This is a genomic window from Pseudomonas sp. S09G 359 (assembly GCF_002843605.1).
Lineage (GTDB): Bacteria > Pseudomonadota > Gammaproteobacteria > Pseudomonadales > Pseudomonadaceae > Aquipseudomonas.
In genome coordinates this window covers 5,701,484-5,717,567 of record NZ_CP025263.1, presented here as the reverse complement: position 1 = coordinate 5,717,567, position 16,084 = coordinate 5,701,484, and the positions used below count along the sequence as shown (strand labels likewise).

Sequence of the window (16,084 nt, the reverse complement as noted above, 5' to 3'; positions counted from 1 at the left end):
CCCACAGTGTCGCCGTGGGCCATGTCGCCAGTGTGTCATCCAGATGATGGATTTATGACTGGGTCACCTTGGGCGCTGCCATCGCCTCGGCACCTTGCTCACGTACCCAGAACAACGTGGCGCCGGCCACCGCTGCCGGCATCATCAAGAGGTTGACCACCGGCACCAGCAGCACCAGGTAGACGATGCCGCCAAAACTCATGCTCTGCCAGCGTTTCTGGCGCAGCCAGGCGAGCATTTCGTTCCAGCCCAGCTTGTGGTTGTCGGCCGGGTAGTCGATGTATTGGATGGCCATCATCCACACCCCGAACAGCAGCCACAGCGGCGCAGCGATCAGGTTGACCACCGGAATGAACGACAGGATAAACAGGCCGATGGCCCGTGGCAGGAAGTAGCCCAGCTTGCGCATTTCCCGGGCCAGGGTGCGTGGCACCATGGCGATCAGTTCGCCCCAGCTGAAGGCCGGGAAGTCGTCGGTGCCGCGCACCACCACTTCGACTTTCTCCGAGAGAAAACCGTTGAATGGCGCGGCGATGATGTTGGCGAGCATGGTGAAGGTGAAAAACACCATCAGCACCACCAGCACCACAAACAATGGCCATAGCAGGTAATTCAGGAAGCTCAGCCAGTTGGGCAGTGTCGGCATCAGATGATCGACCCACAGGCTGAACTGATGGCCGGCGAAATAGATCAAGCCGACGAACAGCACCAGGTTGATTGCCAGCGGCAGCAGTACAAACAGGCGCAGGCCGGGGCTCAACACCAGTTTGAGGCCTTCGCGCAGGTATTGCGGGCCGGAAAGAACAGGGGCGGGCATGGAGAACTCCGAGCAGGATGGCGAACGCGCCGACCTTACCGGCTTTACATTCAAGGCGAAAGCGGCGACATCAGCAGTAACAAAGGCGTCGATTAACCGGGTCGACTGCATAGAGACCACCTATGAGCTGGATTGTTATTCCGTATTTCCTTAATCTTGCCCCCCTCTATACGCTGCACCCATTATTTTCAGGACTCGCGAGTTCAAGCCTTCCCCAAGTGCTTCGCGGTCCTTTTTTATTCCAGCCGCCTTGTTGTCCGGGCGGTCGACAGGAGTGAGTCATGTCTGATACCCGTCATTCGCGAGTGATTATTCTCGGTTCCGGCCCTGCCGGTTACAGCGCTGCTGTCTACGCCGCCCGCGCCAACCTCAAGCCGCTGCTGATCACCGGCATGCAGGCGGGCGGTCAGTTGACCACCACCACTGAAGTCGACAACTGGCCGGGCGACGTCCACGGCCTGACCGGCCCGGTGTTGATGGAGCGTATGAAAGAACACGCCGAGCGTTTTGAAACCGAGATCGTGTTTGATCACATCAACCAGGTCGACTTCTCCAAGAAGCCTTACAGCCTGACCGGCGACAGCGGCGTGTACACCTGTGACGCACTGATCATCGCCACCGGCGCCAGCGCCCGCTACCTGGGCCTGCCGTCGGAAGAAGCGTTCATGGGCAAGGGCGTTTCCGCCTGCGCCACCTGCGACGGTTTCTTCTACCGTAACAAGCCGGTCGCCGTGGTCGGTGGTGGCAACACTGCCGTGGAAGAGGCGCTGTACCTGGCCAACATCGCCAGCACCGTGACCCTGGTCCACCGTCGCGAGACTTTCCGCGCCGAGAAAATCCTGATCGACAAGCTGCATGCCCGCGTGGCTGAAGGCAAGATCATCCTCAAGCTCAACGCCACCTTGGACGAAGTCCTGGGCGACAATATGGGCGTGACCGGCGCTCGCCTGAAGAACAACGACGGCAGCTTCGACGAGTTGAAAGTCGACGGCGTGTTCATCGCCATCGGCCACACGCCGAACACCTCGCTGTTCGAAGGCGTGCTGGAAGCCAAAGACGGTTACCTGGTCGTGCAAGGCGGCCGTGAAGGCAACGCGACGGCCACCAACATCGAAGGTATCTTCGCTGCCGGCGACGTGGCCGACCACGTGTACCGCCAGGCCATCACCTCGGCCGGCGCCGGTTGCATGGCGGCCCTGGATGCCGAGCGTTACCTCGACGGCCTGAAAGACGCTTCGTTCTAAACCGTTGAAATAAAAAAACCGGGTGAGAGGCCGGTTTTTTTATGCTCGCGATTTGATCATCGCCGCAGTTCAAATGTGGGAGCGGGCTTGCTCGCGAATGCGATCTATCAGTCACATACTCGTTGACTGACACTGCGCTTTCGGGGGCAAGCCCCCTCCCACATTTTGATCGGTGTTTGACTCAGGATTTGCGGGGCAGGGGCTGTGTCGCAAACTTCACACCGGCCAAACCCTGCGCGATCAGTGCGCGGATAAATGTGGGAGCGGGCTTGCTCGCGAATGCGACCTATCAGACACATACTCGTTGACTGACACTGCGCTTTCGCGAGCAAGCCCGCTCCCACATTTTGATCGGTGTTTGACTCAGGATCTGCGGGTCAGGGGCTGTGTCGCAAACTTCACACCGGCCAAACCCTGCGCGCTCAGTGCGCGGATAAATGTGGGAGCGGGCTTGCTCGCGAATGCGATCTATCAGACACATACTCGTTGACTGACACTGCGCTTTCGCGAGCAAGCCCGCTCCCACATTTTGATCTGTGTTTGACTCAGGATTTGCGGGTCAGAGGCTGCGCGGCAAACTTCACGCCAGCCAAACCCTGTGCGATCAGTGCGCGGATAAATGTGGGAGCGGGCTTGCTCGCGAATGCGACCTATCAGACACATACTCGTTGACTGACACTGCGCTTTCGCGAGCAAGCCCGCTCCCACATTTTGATCGGTGTTTGACTCAGGATCTGCGGGTCAGGGGCTGTGTCGCAAACTTCACACCGGCCAAACCCTGTGCGATCAGTGCGCGGATAAATGTGGGAGCGGGCTTGCTCGCGAATGCGATCTATCAGACACATACTCGTTGACTGACACTGCGCTTTCGGGGGCAAGCCCCCTCCCACATTTTGATCGGTGTTTGGCTCAGGATTTGCGAGTTAGCGGCTGCGCGGCAAACTTCACACCGGCCAAACCCTGTGCGATCAGTGCGCGGATATTGCTGTGGTCATTGCCCTCTGGCGTGGCCACCACCGAACGGTAATGCTCACCAAACGCCAACAGCGCTTCCTGATCGCTCAAGCCTTCCAGCAGCGCCAAACCCAAGGTCTTGCACGAACCCTCGTTCTGGCCCGCAGCGTTTTCCACGTCGCCATTGGTGAAAGCTTGCGGCTGGTAGTCGTAACCGGCAGCGACAAACGCCAGGGTGTCGGCAAAAACATGTTCGCCGCTGTTGAGGCTGGCGCGCAGGGTGTTCAGGTCAGTCATGGGTTTTTCCTTTGGCGAACGCGGCCTGTTGGTCGGCGCTGGCTTCTTTCTGGTATTGGGCTTTCCATTCGGCGTACGGCATGCCGTACACCACTTCACGGGCGTCATCGAGGCTCAGCTCGATGTGGCGCTCATCGGCCTCGGCCTTGTACCACTTGGACAAGCAGTTGCGGCAGAAGCCCGAGAGGTTCATCAGGTCGATGTTCTGCACATCCTTGCGGCTGTCCAGGTGCGCCACCAGACGGCGGAAGGCGGCGGCTTCGAGTTCGAGGCGTTGTTGGTCGTTCATAGGGCTCACTTGAATGTCAGCGGCTGGCCGCGAGGGTAATCGATACCGACTCGGCAAAACGCAGTGCATGGGGCTTGTCCACCTCGACTTCGGCGTACAGCACCGATTCGTTGCCCATCACCAGGTCCAGCAGTTCCTGGGTCAGGCGCTCCAGCAGGGCGAAGCGGTTACCTTCGACGTGGGCGATGATGGCCTTGGTGATGGTGCGGTAGTTCAGCGCGTGGTCGATATCGTTGTCGCGCACGGCTTCCTGGGCGGCATACAGGATGGTCAGGTTGATCAGCACATCCTGCTTGTTGAGGATCTCGTCCTCGTTGATGCCGATGTAGGTGCGCAGGCACAGGTCCTTGACCCGGATGCGCGCCATGCCTGGTTGAAGTTGTGGCATTGCTACTTGCTCCGTCCAATCAGTTGCAGGAACTCCATGCGGGTGGTGTTCGACTCGCGGAACGCGCCGAGCATCACCGAGGTGTTCATGGTTGAATTCTGTTTTTCCACGCCGCGCATCATCATGCACATGTGCTTGGCCTCGATCACCACGGCCACGCCGGCGGCCTGGGTCACTTCCTGGATGGCGTCGGCGATCTGTCGCGTGAGGTTTTCCTGGATCTGCAGGCGCCGGGCGAACATGTCGACGATGCGCGCCAGCTTCGACAGGCCAAGCACCTTGCCGGTCGGAATATAGGCCACGTGGGCCTTGCCGATAAAGGGCAGCAGGTGGTGCTCGCAGAGCGAGTACAGCTCGATGTCCTTGAGGATCACCATCTCGTCGTTATCGGACGCGAACAGCGCGCCGTTGACGATGGTTTCCAGGTTCTGCTCGTAGCCATGACACAGGTACTGCATGGCCTTGGCGGCGCGCTTGGGGGTATCGAGCAAGCCTTCTCGCTCCGGGTCTTCGCCCAGGCCTTTGAGGATCTCGCGGTAGTGTTGGGGCAGGGATAAGGTCATACAACATCCTCAAAACGGCTTACTTGATATGCCGCCCGCCGTTGACGGCCAGGGTGGTACCGGTGACATAGGGGTTGTCCAGCAGGTAACGCAGGCTCTGGTAGATCACCTCGGGCCCGGGCTCGATGCCCAGCGCGGACTTGGCCAGTACCTTGGTGCGATAGGCCGCGTCGTCGTTTGCGTTGAACATCACCATCGCCGGGGCGATGCCGTTGACCTTGATCAGCGGCGCAAACTGCGCGGCAAACGACAGCGTGAGGCTGTCGAGCCCGGCCTTGGTAGCGCAATAGGCGATGTGCTGGCGGCTGCCCTTGCGCACCACGTCATCGCTGATATGCACGATATCGGCAGGTGTCGAGCGTTGCAGCAAGGGTGAACAATGCAGGTTGATCAGGTACGGCGCAAGCATGTGCACGCTGAACATATCGGTAAAGGCGCGGCTTTCGTCGCCGGGTGTTTCAGCGACCCAGGCCGAGGCGTTGTGGACAATCGCGCGCAGGCATTGAGTGTGGGTATGCAGCTCGTCAATAAACGCCAGAATCCCCGCCTCCGTGGAGAAGTCGGCAAATATTCCCACCGCGCCGCGCTCGCGCAGGGCCTGCACGCCGGGGCGTTCGCTGCGGTAGCTGAAAATCACCGGTTGGCCCTCGTCCAGCAGGCGCTGGGCGCAATGCAGGCCGACACGTTGGCCGGCACCGGTGATCAGGATCGGGGCAGGGGTGGAAGTCATGGGGGGCTCGCGTCACTGGCAGAGTGAAACTATACCAGCGAGCGGCCGCCCCTGTACTCACGCGGCGGCTTCGGTGGCCTTGCGCGGTGGTGGTGTGGGGTGTAGCCAGTTGGCTAGCAGGTGTGTCGACAACGGGATAAACCAGTAAACCATCAGCGGCGTCAGCGCCATTGTGCTGACCAGCACGCGCGGCACCAGGTCCAGCCCGCCGAGCAACGGCCCCAGCACGAAGTTGAACAGCAACGACACCGGGAAAAACGCCAGCCAGATAGCCACCGCCTGTTTCCAGCGTGGCGGCCGCGCGCCTACCGCGCCAAACCAGCCGTCGATGCCGCTGACGCGGTGTTCGGACGGGTCGGCAAACAGCTCGCTGCCACGGCTCAGCCACGCACTGCGCGACGCGGAAAACTCCCAGGCATGCAGGGTCTTGCCATCGGCGAAGCGGAAAATAATCTGGAATTCATCATCGTTGGGCGGCGGCGCGAGAACGCCCGAACCCAGGTAACCGGGGAAGTCGGTGGCCAATTGCTCGCCTTCGCGCAGCCAGGCCATCAGTTCTTCATAGCGACCTTTGGCCACGCGGCGCGCAACCATCAAGGTGACGGGTGAGGTAGACATTGTGTATCTCCAGATAGACGGGTGCGCTGAACCGGGTAGGTGGCGCACAAACGCAGCGGCGGGGTGATGCCGCTGCGCTAAAAAACAGGCAAGGATTATTCCTGTTTCAGCGAAATACGCCAGATACTTTGGTCGGTTAGCTGTGCAACTTGAATCCGGTGCACGATTAGGCGTTAAATGAACCCCACCTCGACACGGATGTTTTCCAGCCTCTGATGCCCGAAATTACTGCTCCTCATCACGAAACAGCGCACGACAGCGTCGCTGGCATCGATGATCTTTTTCCGATTCGTGAAGTCTCCCGATTGACGGGTGTAAACCCGGTCACCTTGCGCGCCTGGGAGCGTCGTTATGGCCTGATCCAGCCCATTCGCACCGAAAGCGGGCATCGGTTGTATTCGAGCACCGACATCGACACCGTGCATCGCGTTCTCGACTGGATCGAGCGCGGCGTCGCCGTGAGCAAAGTGGGCAAGATCCTCGCGCGTGACGCCCTGTACAGGGAGCCCGCGACACCCTCGCGGATCGATACCGAGCGCGAATGGGCCCAGTGGCAAGAGCAGTTGCGCCTGGCAATCGGCGCCTTTGACGACCGCCAGTTGGATCGCCTGTATGGCCAGATCTTCGCCGCCTACCCGATCGCGGTGGTGTTCCAGAGCATTCTCATGCCGCTATGGCAGCAACTGCTGCGTCATCAGGGGCGCTTCGGCCAGGCCAGCGAGTGGTTGTTCTTCGACGCCTTCCTGCGCGCCCGCCTTGCGCAACGCCTGCATCAGGCCAGTGCTTCGGCGACACCTCGGGTGTTATTGGCGGCCATTGCCGGCGAGTGCCGGGAGCTGGAGTTGCTGGTGGCGGGTGTGTTGCTCGGCTCCGAAGAGCTGGCGGTGAAAGTGTTTGCCGCCGGTCAACCGTTTGATGAGTTGACATTGGTGTGCGAGAAAACCCAGCCGCGCGCGCTGGTGCTGTTCTCCAATCGCTCACCCGGCGCTGAGTTGCCATTGCGCCTCAAGCGCCTGGCCCTGACCCTGAACTGCCCGCTGCTGCTGGCCGGGGATGCGTCGGATATGGCCGAAGAACACCTGGCGGGCTCATCCATCGGTTGCCTGGGCAATGAAGGGCGCTCGATGCAACACCGCTTGCAGCAGTTTCTGCGCGGCAGCCTGGACACCTGAATTCAGGCGTGAACTTCGGGGTGGATCAGCCGGTGCCGATGCAGGATGAACTGGCGCAGGCGCTCGGTTTCGTCCTTGTCACTCTGGTCCAGGCCATAGGCAAACAGGCCTCGGGCGGTTTCGCGCTGCAGCGTGCCACGCACGGCAATGCGTTCGTACCCGGAGGGGCTGAACCACAGCGAAAAGGTTTTCGGCGGCTTGATCCGGCCGCGAATTTCCACCAGCACACCCTTGAATGACACCTCGTGCACCCACAGGGGCCCCGCGCTGCCCTTGATGTTTTCCAGCGCCACCGGCGTTTCAAGGGCCAGGCGCCAGGGGCGGATCATCGGCCCGTCTTCAAAGATAGTCGGTACACCCAGGCGCAGATGCACAGCATGGAACTCGTCTTCCACCAGATGCAGGGGGAAGGTCAGTTGCTGGTTTTCGAACTGCGCCTGGATGGTGAGCTGATCATGGCTGGCCAGCCGGGTGAGCAAGTCACGAATTTGCGCACCGCCGTTGACGGTCAGGCTCGACGACGCATCCCGTAGGTTGAGCTGCGGGTTGTGCTGCATCATCTGGATAAAATCCAGTTCGTCCTGGGTTAGAAGTGCGTCGCGTTGCATGAGGCGTGCTCAGGAGGGAGGCATTAAAATGCCATTATCCGCTTAATAGTCGAATTGCCTACGGTTTGTTGGTGCCGCTGGTCATTTTAAGCGCTGCCAGCTCGGCCTTCACCTGGGCCAGTTCCGCCTCCAGCTGAAACACGCGCTGTTGAGCCTTGACCTGCAGGGTCACGTCCTTCTGTACACCGACAAAATACGTTTGCTTGTCAGCCTCGTTGTACACCGTCGACAGCGACAGCTCGTTCCAGAAGTGGCTGCCGTCCTTGCGGTAATTGCGCAGGGTTTCGCGGCAGGCGCCGCCACTTTCCAGGGCCTCGCGGATCGCCATCAGCCCCGGTTGGTCGCGGTCGCCGGACTGCAGGAAACGGCAGTCCTGGTAGAGGATGTCATCCAGGTTATAGCCGGTCAGCCGTTCGAAGGCAGGGTTGACGTAGATCAGCGGCTTGTCCTTGCCTTCCCGCTCGGCGATGACGATGCCGTCGTTGGAAGCGTTGATCACCATTTGCATCAGTTGGGCGTTGATCATCGAGCGGTCCATGGCTTGTTATTGGAGCTGCCAGTGTATGACATGCCCTGAATGTTGCACGGCACGCGCCGAAATATTTGCCGCAGCTGCTAATATCCCAGGCTTTCGCTCAACTACAGGATCAGATTGATGAAAGTCGCCATCCTTTCCGGCTCGGTGTACGGCACGGCTGAAGAAGTCGCCCGCCACGCTGCCGGCATCCTCAACGCGGCCGGTTTTGAAGCCTGGTACAACCCACGCGCCACTCTGGCAGACGTGCAGGCCTTCGCCCCCGAGGCCTTCCTGGCGGTGACCTCCACCACTGGCATGGGTGAGTTGCCCGACAACCTGCAGCCGCTTTATTCGGCCATTCGCGACGTGCTGCCCGGCGCCTGGCGCGGCCTGCCCGGCGCGGTGATCGGCCTGGGCGACGCCAGCTACGGCGATACTTTCTGCGGCGGCGGCGAACAAATGCGCGAGCTGTTCGGCGAGCTGGGCGTGCGCGAAGTGCTGCCGATGCTGCGCCTGGACGCCAGCGAAAGTGTGACCCCTGAAGCCGACGCCGAACCCTGGCTGGCCGAGCTGGTTACTGCACTGCGCGCTTGACCGGACACTCGCGCAGCAGCGCCAGCCAGGCCTGCGCGGCTTTTGACAGGTAGGCGCCTTCACGCCAGATAAACGCAATGTCCCAGCGCAGGTAGTCGGGCGCCTTGAGCGTGAGGCGCACCACCCCCGGCCGCACCAGCCCACGGGCGACCACGCTGGGCAGCAGCACCACGCCCTGGCCAGCGGCGACCAGCGCGGCGAGGAAATCCGCCTGGCCGCTGCGGCCGATTTCCTTCGGCGTAAAGCCTAATTGCTGACACGCCTGCATCAGCCGGTCGTTGAGTACGAAGCTGCGTTGGTACATCAGGAACGGTGTGTCGGCCAATTCCTCCAGGCGTACCTGGGCGTTTTCCGCCAGTGGGTGATCGATCGGCAGCAGCGCATCCAGCGGCTCATCGCAAAAGGCCTGCCAGGCAAACGCCGGATCGCTGGGTTTCAAGCTGCCGCCCACTTCCAGCTCACCGCTGAGGATCGCCTGTTCGATATTGCGGCTGCCGCCCTCCAGCAACTGAATGGTGACGTTCGGATAGCGCCGGCGGTATTCGGCAAACAGGCTGGCGAACAGCGTATCGCCTGCCAGCAGCGGCAAGCCCAGGCGCAACTCGCCGCGGGTGAGTTGGTGCATATCGTCCAGCTCACTGAGCAGCTCGGCTTGCAGGCGTAGCATGGCTTCGGCGCGTTGCAGCACCACCTGGCCGGTGGCGGTCAGGCGGATCTGCGAACCGATGCGGTCGAGCAGTGGCGTGCCGAGGCTTTGCTCCAGTTGCGCGACCTGCTTGCTGACGGCGGATTGGCTGATGTGCAGGGTTTTACCGGCCTGGGTAAAACCACCCCGGTGGACCACTTCGACAAAGCTGCGCAGCTGTTTGAATTCCATCGGCGAATCTCATGCTCACTATTCCAAAGCGGAATAGCTGGCAGTCTAACAATTCGCTGTGGGGATGGAAGGTCGCTCTTTAAACTGAGCGCCTGCGAGGACCCAAAGCCCATGAAGCGTTTCACCCGTGTGTTGATCGAACTGGTTGTATTGCTGGCCATCTACCTGCTGGGTACCCAACTGGCCGTCTGGTTCGCGTGGCCAATTCCCGGCGGTGTCGTCGGCCTCGGCTTGTTGCTCGCCACCTTCGCTACGGGCCTGGTCAAACCGGCCGCCTTGCAATTGGGCGCCGGGGTGTTGATGGCCGAGATGCTGTTGTTCTTTATTCCTGCGCTGATGAGCCTGCTGGACTACGGCGGCCTGCTGCGTAACGACGGCTGGCGCATCCTGCTGGTGATCGCGGTCAGCACGCTGGCAGTGATGCTGGTCACGGCCTTCACTGTCGAACTGGTGTGCCGCTGGAGGCTGCGCCATGAAGCTTGAGCTGATGCCGGTGTTCTGGCTGGCCCTGACCCTGGGCGCCTATATCTTCAGCCGCTGGATCTATCGCCGCAGCGGGCGCTACCTGCTGTCACCGCTGATTCTGGTGCCGGTGCTGCTACTGGCGGTGGCCGTGCCGCTGAACACGGCCTACGCCGAATATGCCGCCGACACCCACTGGCTGATGCTGGTGCTGGGCCCGGTCACCGTGGCGTTTGCCATTCCTATCTGGCAGCAGCGTCGCTTGCTGGCGCGACACTGGTCGGCGTTGCTGCTGGGCATGGTGGCGGGCAGCGCGGCGTCCATCGCTACCTCGTTCGGGTTGGCCAAGGCGCTGGCGCTGGACAGTTCGGTGACCCTGTCGCTGGTGCCGCGCTCGATCACCACGCCGTTCGCCATGCCGGTGTCGTCCGACCTCGGCGGCGTGCCGGAACTCACGGCCGTTTTCGTGATGTTCACCGGTGTGTTTGGTGCGATGCTCGGCGGCGTGCTGCTCAAGTGGCTGCCCCTGCGCACGCCCCTGGCGCGCGGCGCGTTATTTGGCGTGGGCGCCCACGGCGCGGGTGTGAGCCGGGCCCATGAAGTGGGCGGTGAAGAGGGCTCGGTGGCCGGCCTGGTGATGGTCTTGACGGGCCTGCTTAACCTGTTCGCGGTGCCTTTATTGGCGGCGCTTCTCTGACGCTGCTGGAGCAAATTTCAACTATTCTCACTGCTGACTCGTTCGGTCATCAAGCTGGCTGCCAAGGCAACTCCTTGGGCCTGGGTGTCTGACTAGACTGGCCCATCACTCAAAAAATAATAACAAGTGCGCCAAGGAGGTCCTTACCGTGAGCCTAGCCCCCGTTCTATCGCCACAGAATGTCAAAGACCAGGTCAGCGCTGCCGAGTGGCAAGCCCGTGTGGACCTGGCGGCCTGCTATCGCCTGGTGGCGTTGCATGGTTGGGATGACCTGATCTTCACCCACATCTCGGCCAAGGTACCGGGCACCGATGATTTCCTGATCAACCCGTACGGGCTGATGTTCCACGAGATCACCGCGTCGAGCCTGGTCAAGGTCGACCAGGCCGGCAACAAGCTGATGGACAGCCCCTACGAGATCAACCCGGCGGGCTACACCATCCACAGCGCCATCCACGAGGTGCGCCACGACGTGACCTGCGTGCTGCACACGCATACCGCCTCCGGTGTCGCGGTGGCAGCGCAGAAGCAGGGCGTGCTGCCGATCAGCCAGCAATCGATCTTCGTGCTGTCGAGCCTGGCCTATCACGCCTACGAAGGCGTGGCGCTGAACCACGAAGAAAAGGCCCGCCTGCAGGCCGACCTGGGCGACAAGCATTTCCTGATGCTGCACAACCACGGCCTGCTCACCTGCGCGAGTACCATCGCCGACACCTTCCTGATGATGTTCACTTTCCAGCGCGCCTGCGATATCCAGGTGCTGGCGCAAAACGGCGGCGCTGAACTGATCCCCATCGGCGCGCAGATTCTTGCCGGCGCCAAAGCCATGGTGGCGACTGTCACAAAGAGTGCACAAGGTATGGGGGGCGCGCTGGCCTGGCCGGCGTTGCTGCGTAAATTGGACAGCCAAGACCCTGGGTATAAAAGCTGATGCCACTCGCCGAGATCCCGCTTAGAGCCTGGCGCAAGCGCAGTCAGGAGTTCGTCTTTCGTGGCCGTGCGATCCGTTACTGGGTGGCGGGGCAGGGCGAACCGTTGCTGCTGATCCATGGCTTCCCCACTGCCAGCTGGGACTGGCATTACCTCTGGCAACCCCTGGCCCAGCGTAACCTGGTGATCGCCTGCGACATGCTCGGCTTTGGCGAATCGGCCAAGCCGCTGGACCATGGCTACTGCCTGCTGGAGCAAGCCGACCTGCAACAGGCGTTGCTCGAACACCTGCGTGTGGAGCAGCCGGTGCATGTGCTGGCCCATGACTACGGTGACAGCGTCGCCCAGGAACTGTTGGCCCGCCACTATGAAGGCCGGTTCACAATGGCCAGCTGCGTGTTTCTCAACGGTGGGCTGTTTCCCGAGACCCACCGCCCGGCGCTGGTACAAAAACTCTTGCTCAGCCCGCTTGGCTGGATGATCGGCCGCGCCTTCGGGCGCAACGCCTTGGCCAACAGCTTCAGCCAGATTTTCGGCCCCAATACTCGCCCCAGCGAAAGCGCGCTGGATGACTTCTGGAGCCTGATCGAATGCAACGACGGTACGCGTATCCTGCACAAACTGATCGCCTACATTCCTCAGCGCCGGCGCCTGCGTGAGCGTTGGGTGGATGCGATGCAGCGTGGCGAAGTGCCGTTGCGCGTCATCGACGGCGAGGTAGACCCGATCTCCGGCGTGCATATGGTCGAGCGTTACCACCAATTGGTGCCCCACGCCGACACGGTGCTGCTGGCCGATATCGGCCATTACCCGCAGATCGAGGCGCCGGTGCAGGTGCTCAAGCACTACCTGGCGTTTCGCGATCAGGTGGGGCAGGTGGCGCGTCGCTTGGCCTACTCCTGACACCGCAGTTCCAATGTGGGAGGGCGCTTGCCCCCGATAGCGGTGTGCCAGCCAAGTATTCATTAACTGATACACCGCGATCGGGAGCAAGCCTCTTCCCACACTGGAACCTGCGTCGGCCCGGCATCATCCCCCTGCCTTATCGAGCACCATTCAGCCCTTGCTGACTTTATTGTGACCAAGGGCCCCGTGCCTGACACTCAAGCCATTCCCATTGTCGCCATTGGAGTTCGGTATGAGTGAGTCAGTGCAGTTCCAGGATAAGGTCGTGATCGTCACCGGTGCCGGCGGCGGGTTGGGCCGCGCCCATGCACTGTTGTTCGCCCGCCACGGGGCCAAGGTGCTGGTCAATGATCTGGGGGGTTCCACCCAGGGCGAGGGCGCCAATGCCTCGGCCGCCGACCGGGTCGTGGCCGAGATTCGCGCAGCGGGCGGTATCGCCGAAGCCAACCATGACTCTGTCACCGAAGGTGACAAGATCGTGCAGAACGCCCTCGACGCCTTTGGCCGCATCGACGTGGTGGTCAACAACGCCGGCATCCTGCGCGACAAGACCTTTCACAAAATGGACGACAGCGACTGGGACCTGGTTTACCGGGTGCATGTCGAAGGGGCCTACAAAGTTACCCGCGCCGCCTGGCCGCACCTGCGTGAGCAAGGCTATGGCCGGGTGATTTTCACCGCGTCCACCTCGGGTATCTACGGCAACTTCGGCCAGTCCAACTACGGCATGGCCAAGCTAGGGCTCTATGGCCTGACCCGCACCCTGGCCCTGGAAGGGCGCAAGAACAACATTCTGGTCAACGCCATCGCCCCCACCGGCGGCACGCGTATGACCGAAGGCCTGATCCCGCCGCAAGTGTTCGAGCGCCTCAAGCCGGAACTGGTCAGCCCGTTGGTGGTGTACCTGGGAAGCGCGGCTTGCCAGGAAACTGCCGGGCTGTTCGAGGTGGGCGGCGGCTGGGTCGGCAAGACCCGCTGGGAGCAAAGCCTGGGCATGGGGTTCGATCCTGATGCCGGTTTCTCGCCCGACGATGTGGCGGCGCACTGGGCGCAGATCTGCGACTTCGAAGGCGCCTCGCACCCCAGGGACAATATTGAGGCCCTGAAAGAGATGATGGCCAATTTGCAGAAATACAGCCTGTGATCGTTACCTGAAAAAGACTGAATCCCACGGGGCGCTGATGGCGCCCCGTTTTATTTCAGGCAAAAAAAAGCCGCTGCAAAGGCAGCGGCTGAAGTAAGACGTTAAATCAAGGAGCGACAGATCAACGTCAGTGAACACCGGTAACAGATTGAAAAAAAGCATCAATCCATCTGAATCTGGCTTTTCTTCGCGTTGCGGAAGCGGGCCGTTGGCCCTGAAAGCCCGGTAAGAATAGCCGCTTGTAACAAGATGAGTAATAGCACTTAAAGACAAGGACTGTTACCGATAGTGCAACAGTTTCGAAGCGCGTCATCCATCCTCCTGATAACCCGCCATCCACCCAATTCATGGGTCCGCCCAGACCCAGGCCAGAGCGCCTGGTAATCCTTTCGAGCGACAACACGAATCCCTCCTTGGTGCGCTTATCGCTCCTGGCAGGCGGCAGTAGGGTGGGGCCTTCTGTCACTCACCGGGGAAGACGCATGACAAGAACAACAATGCGCGCCATCTTCAGGCCACAGGCGCTGGCCGCTGCGGTTGCACTGGGATGCTGTGCTCAGGCACAGGCTGTTTCATTCAACATTGGCGAGATCGAAGGGCAATTCGATTCCTCGCTGTCGGTGGGCGCGAGCTGGGGCATGCGCGATGTTGATAAAAAGCTGGTGGGCACCGTCAACGGCGGTACCGGGCAGGCATCCACCGGCGATGACGGGCGCCTGAACTTCAAGAAAGGCGAAACCTTCTCCAAGATCTTCAAGGGCCTGCACGACCTCGAATTGAAGTACGGCGACACCGGCGTGTTTGTGCGTGGCAAGTACTGGTACGACTTCGAACTGCAGGACGAAGACCGTGAGTTCAAGCAGATCAGCAATCACAACCGCAAGGAAGGCGCCAAATCCAGCGGCGCGCAGATCCTCGATGCCTTCGTCTATCACAACTACTCATTGGGCGACCTGCCCGGTACCGTGCGGGCCGGTAAACAAGTGGTCAGTTGGGGGGAAAGTACCTTCATCGGCAACTCGATCAACAGCATCAACCCCATCGACGTGTCGGCGTTCCGCCGCCCGGGTGCAGAGATCAAGGAAGGGCTGATTCCGGTAAACATGCTGTTTGCCTCCCAGGCTCTCACCAACCAACTGACCGTGGAAGGCTTCTACCAGCTGGAGTGGGACCAGACCGTGCTGGATAACTGCGGCACCTTTTTCGGTGGCGACGTGGCGGCGGATGGCTGCACCAACAACTACACCGTCGGGAACCCGGCGATTGCACCGTTGCAACCGGTGGCGGCGGCATTTGGCCAAGGGTTCGGCGTGACCAATGAAGGGGTGATCGTGCGCCGTGCCGGCGACCGTGACGCCCGCGACTCCGGCCAGTTCGGGGCGGCCCTGCGTTGGCTGGGGGATGACACTGAGTACGGCCTGTACTTCATGAACTACCACAGCCGCACGCCTACGGTAGGCACCATCACCAACAACACCAGCCTGGCCACTCTCGGCGGCATTGCAGGTGCCGCCAACGGCCTCGCTCCCGGTTCCGGCGCAGGCTTGGTCCAGAGCCTGATGCTTGGGCGTGGCCAGTACTACCTCGATTACCCGGAAGATATCCGCCTGTTCGGCGCCAGCTTCTCCACCACCCTGCCCACCGGCACGGCGTGGACCGGTGAGATCAGCTACCGGCCCAATGCCCCGGTTCAACTGAACACCACCGACCTGACTCTAGCCCTGATCAACCCGGTTGCCGGCCAACTGGCCTCACCCATCCGCAGCAACTTCGGTGACGACAACAAAGGCTACCGCCGTAAGGAAATCACTCAGGTCCAGAGCACCATGACCCAGTTCTTCGACCAGGTGCTGGGTGCTGAACGCCTGACGCTGGTGGGCGAGGCGGCCATCGTGCACGTCGCTGGCCTGGAAGATAAATCCAAACTGCGTTATGGCCGCGACTCGGTGTACGGCGCCTATGGCTTTCAGGGTGATACCGACGGTTTCGTCACCTCAACGTCCTGGGGCTACCGTGCGCGGGCGATCCTGGACTACAACAACGTGATCGGTGGGATCAACCTCAAGCCCAACCTGTCCTGGTCCCACGACGTCGCCGGCTACGGTCCCAACGGTCTGTTCAACAAAGGCGCCAAAGCCATCAGCTTCGGTGTCGATGCCGACTACCGCAACACCTACACCGCCAGCCTGAGCTACACCGACTTCTTTGGTGGCGACTACAACACCTTGACCGACCGCGACTTCCTCGCCCTCAGCGTCGGCGCGAACTTCTGATCTG

General features: G+C 61.2%; 20 protein-coding genes and 1 pseudogene. 10 read left to right on the top strand and 11 right to left on the bottom strand.

The features are described from left to right. Positions 1 to 52: 52 nt before the first annotated feature. A complete protein-coding gene (gene cysZ / locus CXQ82_RS26280) occupies positions 53 to 817 on the bottom strand; it encodes a sulfate transporter CysZ (RefSeq protein ID WP_101272960.1) in 765 nt (254 codons plus the stop codon). Here cysZ and CXQ82_RS31515 point away from each other — a divergent pair. Continuing rightward, complete coding sequence (locus CXQ82_RS31515; RefSeq protein ID WP_163034674.1) at positions 816 to 971, top strand: hypothetical protein; 156 nt, start codon at positions 816 to 818, stop codon at positions 969 to 971. The genes cysZ and CXQ82_RS31515 overlap by 2 nt on opposite strands. A 127-nt stretch (positions 972 to 1,098) precedes the next feature. Further along, positions 1,099 to 2,061 (top strand): thioredoxin-disulfide reductase, encoded by a 963-nt coding sequence (gene trxB / locus CXQ82_RS26270; protein WP_010206474.1) that lies wholly within the window; start codon positions 1,099 to 1,101, stop codon positions 2,059 to 2,061. A 545-nt stretch (positions 2,062 to 2,606) separates the two neighbouring features. Here the strand turns inward: trxB and CXQ82_RS32075 are convergent. The 7 genes and pseudogenes from CXQ82_RS32075 to CXQ82_RS26225 form a co-directional block, all read right to left on the bottom strand. Next, positions 2,607 to 2,678: pseudogene (locus CXQ82_RS32075) on the bottom strand (HopJ type III effector protein); the annotation flags it as partial. A 292-nt stretch (positions 2,679 to 2,970) separates the two neighbouring features. After that, positions 2,971 to 3,312: a HopJ type III effector protein gene (locus CXQ82_RS26250; protein WP_101272959.1), complete on the bottom strand. Its 342-nt coding sequence runs from the start codon at positions 3,310 to 3,312 to the stop codon at positions 2,971 to 2,973. Continuing rightward, positions 3,305 to 3,601, bottom strand: coding sequence for a DUF1244 domain-containing protein (locus CXQ82_RS26245; protein ID WP_065908484.1), 297 nt, complete (start codon positions 3,599 to 3,601; stop codon positions 3,305 to 3,307). Before CXQ82_RS26245 ends, CXQ82_RS26250 begins: the two co-directional genes overlap by 8 nt. A 16-nt stretch (positions 3,602 to 3,617) precedes the next feature. Next, on the bottom strand, positions 3,618 to 3,989 hold the full coding sequence (folX, locus tag CXQ82_RS26240; protein WP_033896194.1) for a dihydroneopterin triphosphate 2'-epimerase: 372 nt from the start codon (positions 3,987 to 3,989) through the stop codon (positions 3,618 to 3,620). A gap of 2 nt (positions 3,990 to 3,991) precedes the next feature. After that, positions 3,992 to 4,552 (bottom strand): GTP cyclohydrolase I FolE, encoded by a 561-nt coding sequence (folE, locus tag CXQ82_RS26235; RefSeq protein ID WP_101272958.1) that lies wholly within the window; start codon positions 4,550 to 4,552, stop codon positions 3,992 to 3,994. 19 nt (positions 4,553 to 4,571) lie between these two features. Then, a complete protein-coding gene (gene folM, locus CXQ82_RS26230) occupies positions 4,572 to 5,282 on the bottom strand; it encodes a dihydromonapterin reductase (protein ID WP_101272957.1) in 711 nt (236 codons plus the stop codon). Between the two features lie 57 nt (positions 5,283 to 5,339). Continuing rightward, positions 5,340 to 5,900, bottom strand: a complete 561-nt coding sequence (locus CXQ82_RS26225) for an antibiotic biosynthesis monooxygenase (RefSeq protein WP_101272956.1) — start codon at positions 5,898 to 5,900, stop codon at positions 5,340 to 5,342. A gap of 215 nt (positions 5,901 to 6,115) precedes the next feature. Here CXQ82_RS26225 and CXQ82_RS26220 point away from each other — a divergent pair, with 215 nt between their 5' ends. Continuing rightward, positions 6,116 to 7,072, top strand: coding sequence for a MerR family transcriptional regulator (locus tag CXQ82_RS26220; protein ID WP_101272955.1), 957 nt, complete (start codon positions 6,116 to 6,118; stop codon positions 7,070 to 7,072). Between the two features lie 2 nt (positions 7,073 to 7,074). Here CXQ82_RS26220 and CXQ82_RS26215 read toward each other — a convergent pair whose 3' ends face one another. Then, positions 7,075 to 7,680, bottom strand: a complete 606-nt coding sequence (locus CXQ82_RS26215; protein WP_101272954.1) for a hypothetical protein — start codon at positions 7,678 to 7,680, stop codon at positions 7,075 to 7,077. A gap of 58 nt (positions 7,681 to 7,738) precedes the next feature. Beyond that, positions 7,739 to 8,206, bottom strand: coding sequence for a PAS domain-containing protein (locus CXQ82_RS26210; protein WP_101272953.1), 468 nt, complete (start codon positions 8,204 to 8,206; stop codon positions 7,739 to 7,741). A 129-nt stretch (positions 8,207 to 8,335) separates the two neighbouring features. Between CXQ82_RS26210 and CXQ82_RS26205 the strand changes: the two genes are divergently transcribed. Next, positions 8,336 to 8,791, top strand: coding sequence for a flavodoxin (locus tag CXQ82_RS26205; protein WP_101272952.1), 456 nt, complete (start codon positions 8,336 to 8,338; stop codon positions 8,789 to 8,791). Here the strand turns inward: CXQ82_RS26205 and CXQ82_RS26200 are convergent. Next, the gene (locus CXQ82_RS26200; RefSeq protein WP_101272951.1) at positions 8,772 to 9,668 is read right to left on the bottom strand and encodes a LysR family transcriptional regulator; all 897 of its coding nucleotides are present in this window, start codon (positions 9,666 to 9,668) and stop codon (positions 8,772 to 8,774) included. The genes CXQ82_RS26205 and CXQ82_RS26200 overlap by 20 nt on opposite strands. Positions 9,669 to 9,779: 111 nt before the next feature. Here CXQ82_RS26200 and CXQ82_RS26195 point away from each other — a divergent pair, with 111 nt between their 5' ends. The 6 genes from CXQ82_RS26195 (at position 9,780) to CXQ82_RS26170 (ending at position 16,080) form a co-directional block, all read left to right on the top strand. Then, on the top strand, positions 9,780 to 10,151 hold the full coding sequence (locus CXQ82_RS26195; RefSeq protein ID WP_101272950.1) for a CidA/LrgA family protein: 372 nt from the start codon (positions 9,780 to 9,782) through the stop codon (positions 10,149 to 10,151). Continuing rightward, entirely contained in the window at positions 10,141 to 10,827 is a 687-nt protein-coding gene (locus CXQ82_RS26190; protein WP_101272949.1) for an LrgB family protein, read from the top strand. The genes CXQ82_RS26195 and CXQ82_RS26190 overlap by 11 nt, the downstream gene beginning before the upstream one ends. Before the next feature lie 148 nt (positions 10,828 to 10,975). Next, a complete protein-coding gene (locus CXQ82_RS26185; protein WP_101272948.1) occupies positions 10,976 to 11,758 on the top strand; it encodes a class II aldolase/adducin family protein in 783 nt (260 codons plus the stop codon). Next, complete coding sequence (locus CXQ82_RS26180; RefSeq protein ID WP_101272947.1) at positions 11,758 to 12,660, top strand: alpha/beta fold hydrolase; 903 nt, start codon at positions 11,758 to 11,760, stop codon at positions 12,658 to 12,660. The genes CXQ82_RS26185 and CXQ82_RS26180 overlap by 1 nt, the downstream gene beginning before the upstream one ends. A 235-nt stretch (positions 12,661 to 12,895) precedes the next feature. After that, entirely contained in the window at positions 12,896 to 13,807 is a 912-nt protein-coding gene (locus tag CXQ82_RS26175) for an SDR family oxidoreductase (RefSeq protein WP_101272946.1), read from the top strand. Positions 13,808 to 14,289: 482 nt separating this feature from the next. Continuing rightward, positions 14,290 to 16,080, top strand: a complete 1,791-nt coding sequence (locus CXQ82_RS26170) for a DUF1302 domain-containing protein (protein WP_371917331.1) — start codon at positions 14,290 to 14,292, stop codon at positions 16,078 to 16,080. Positions 16,081 to 16,084: the final 4 nt, after the last annotated feature.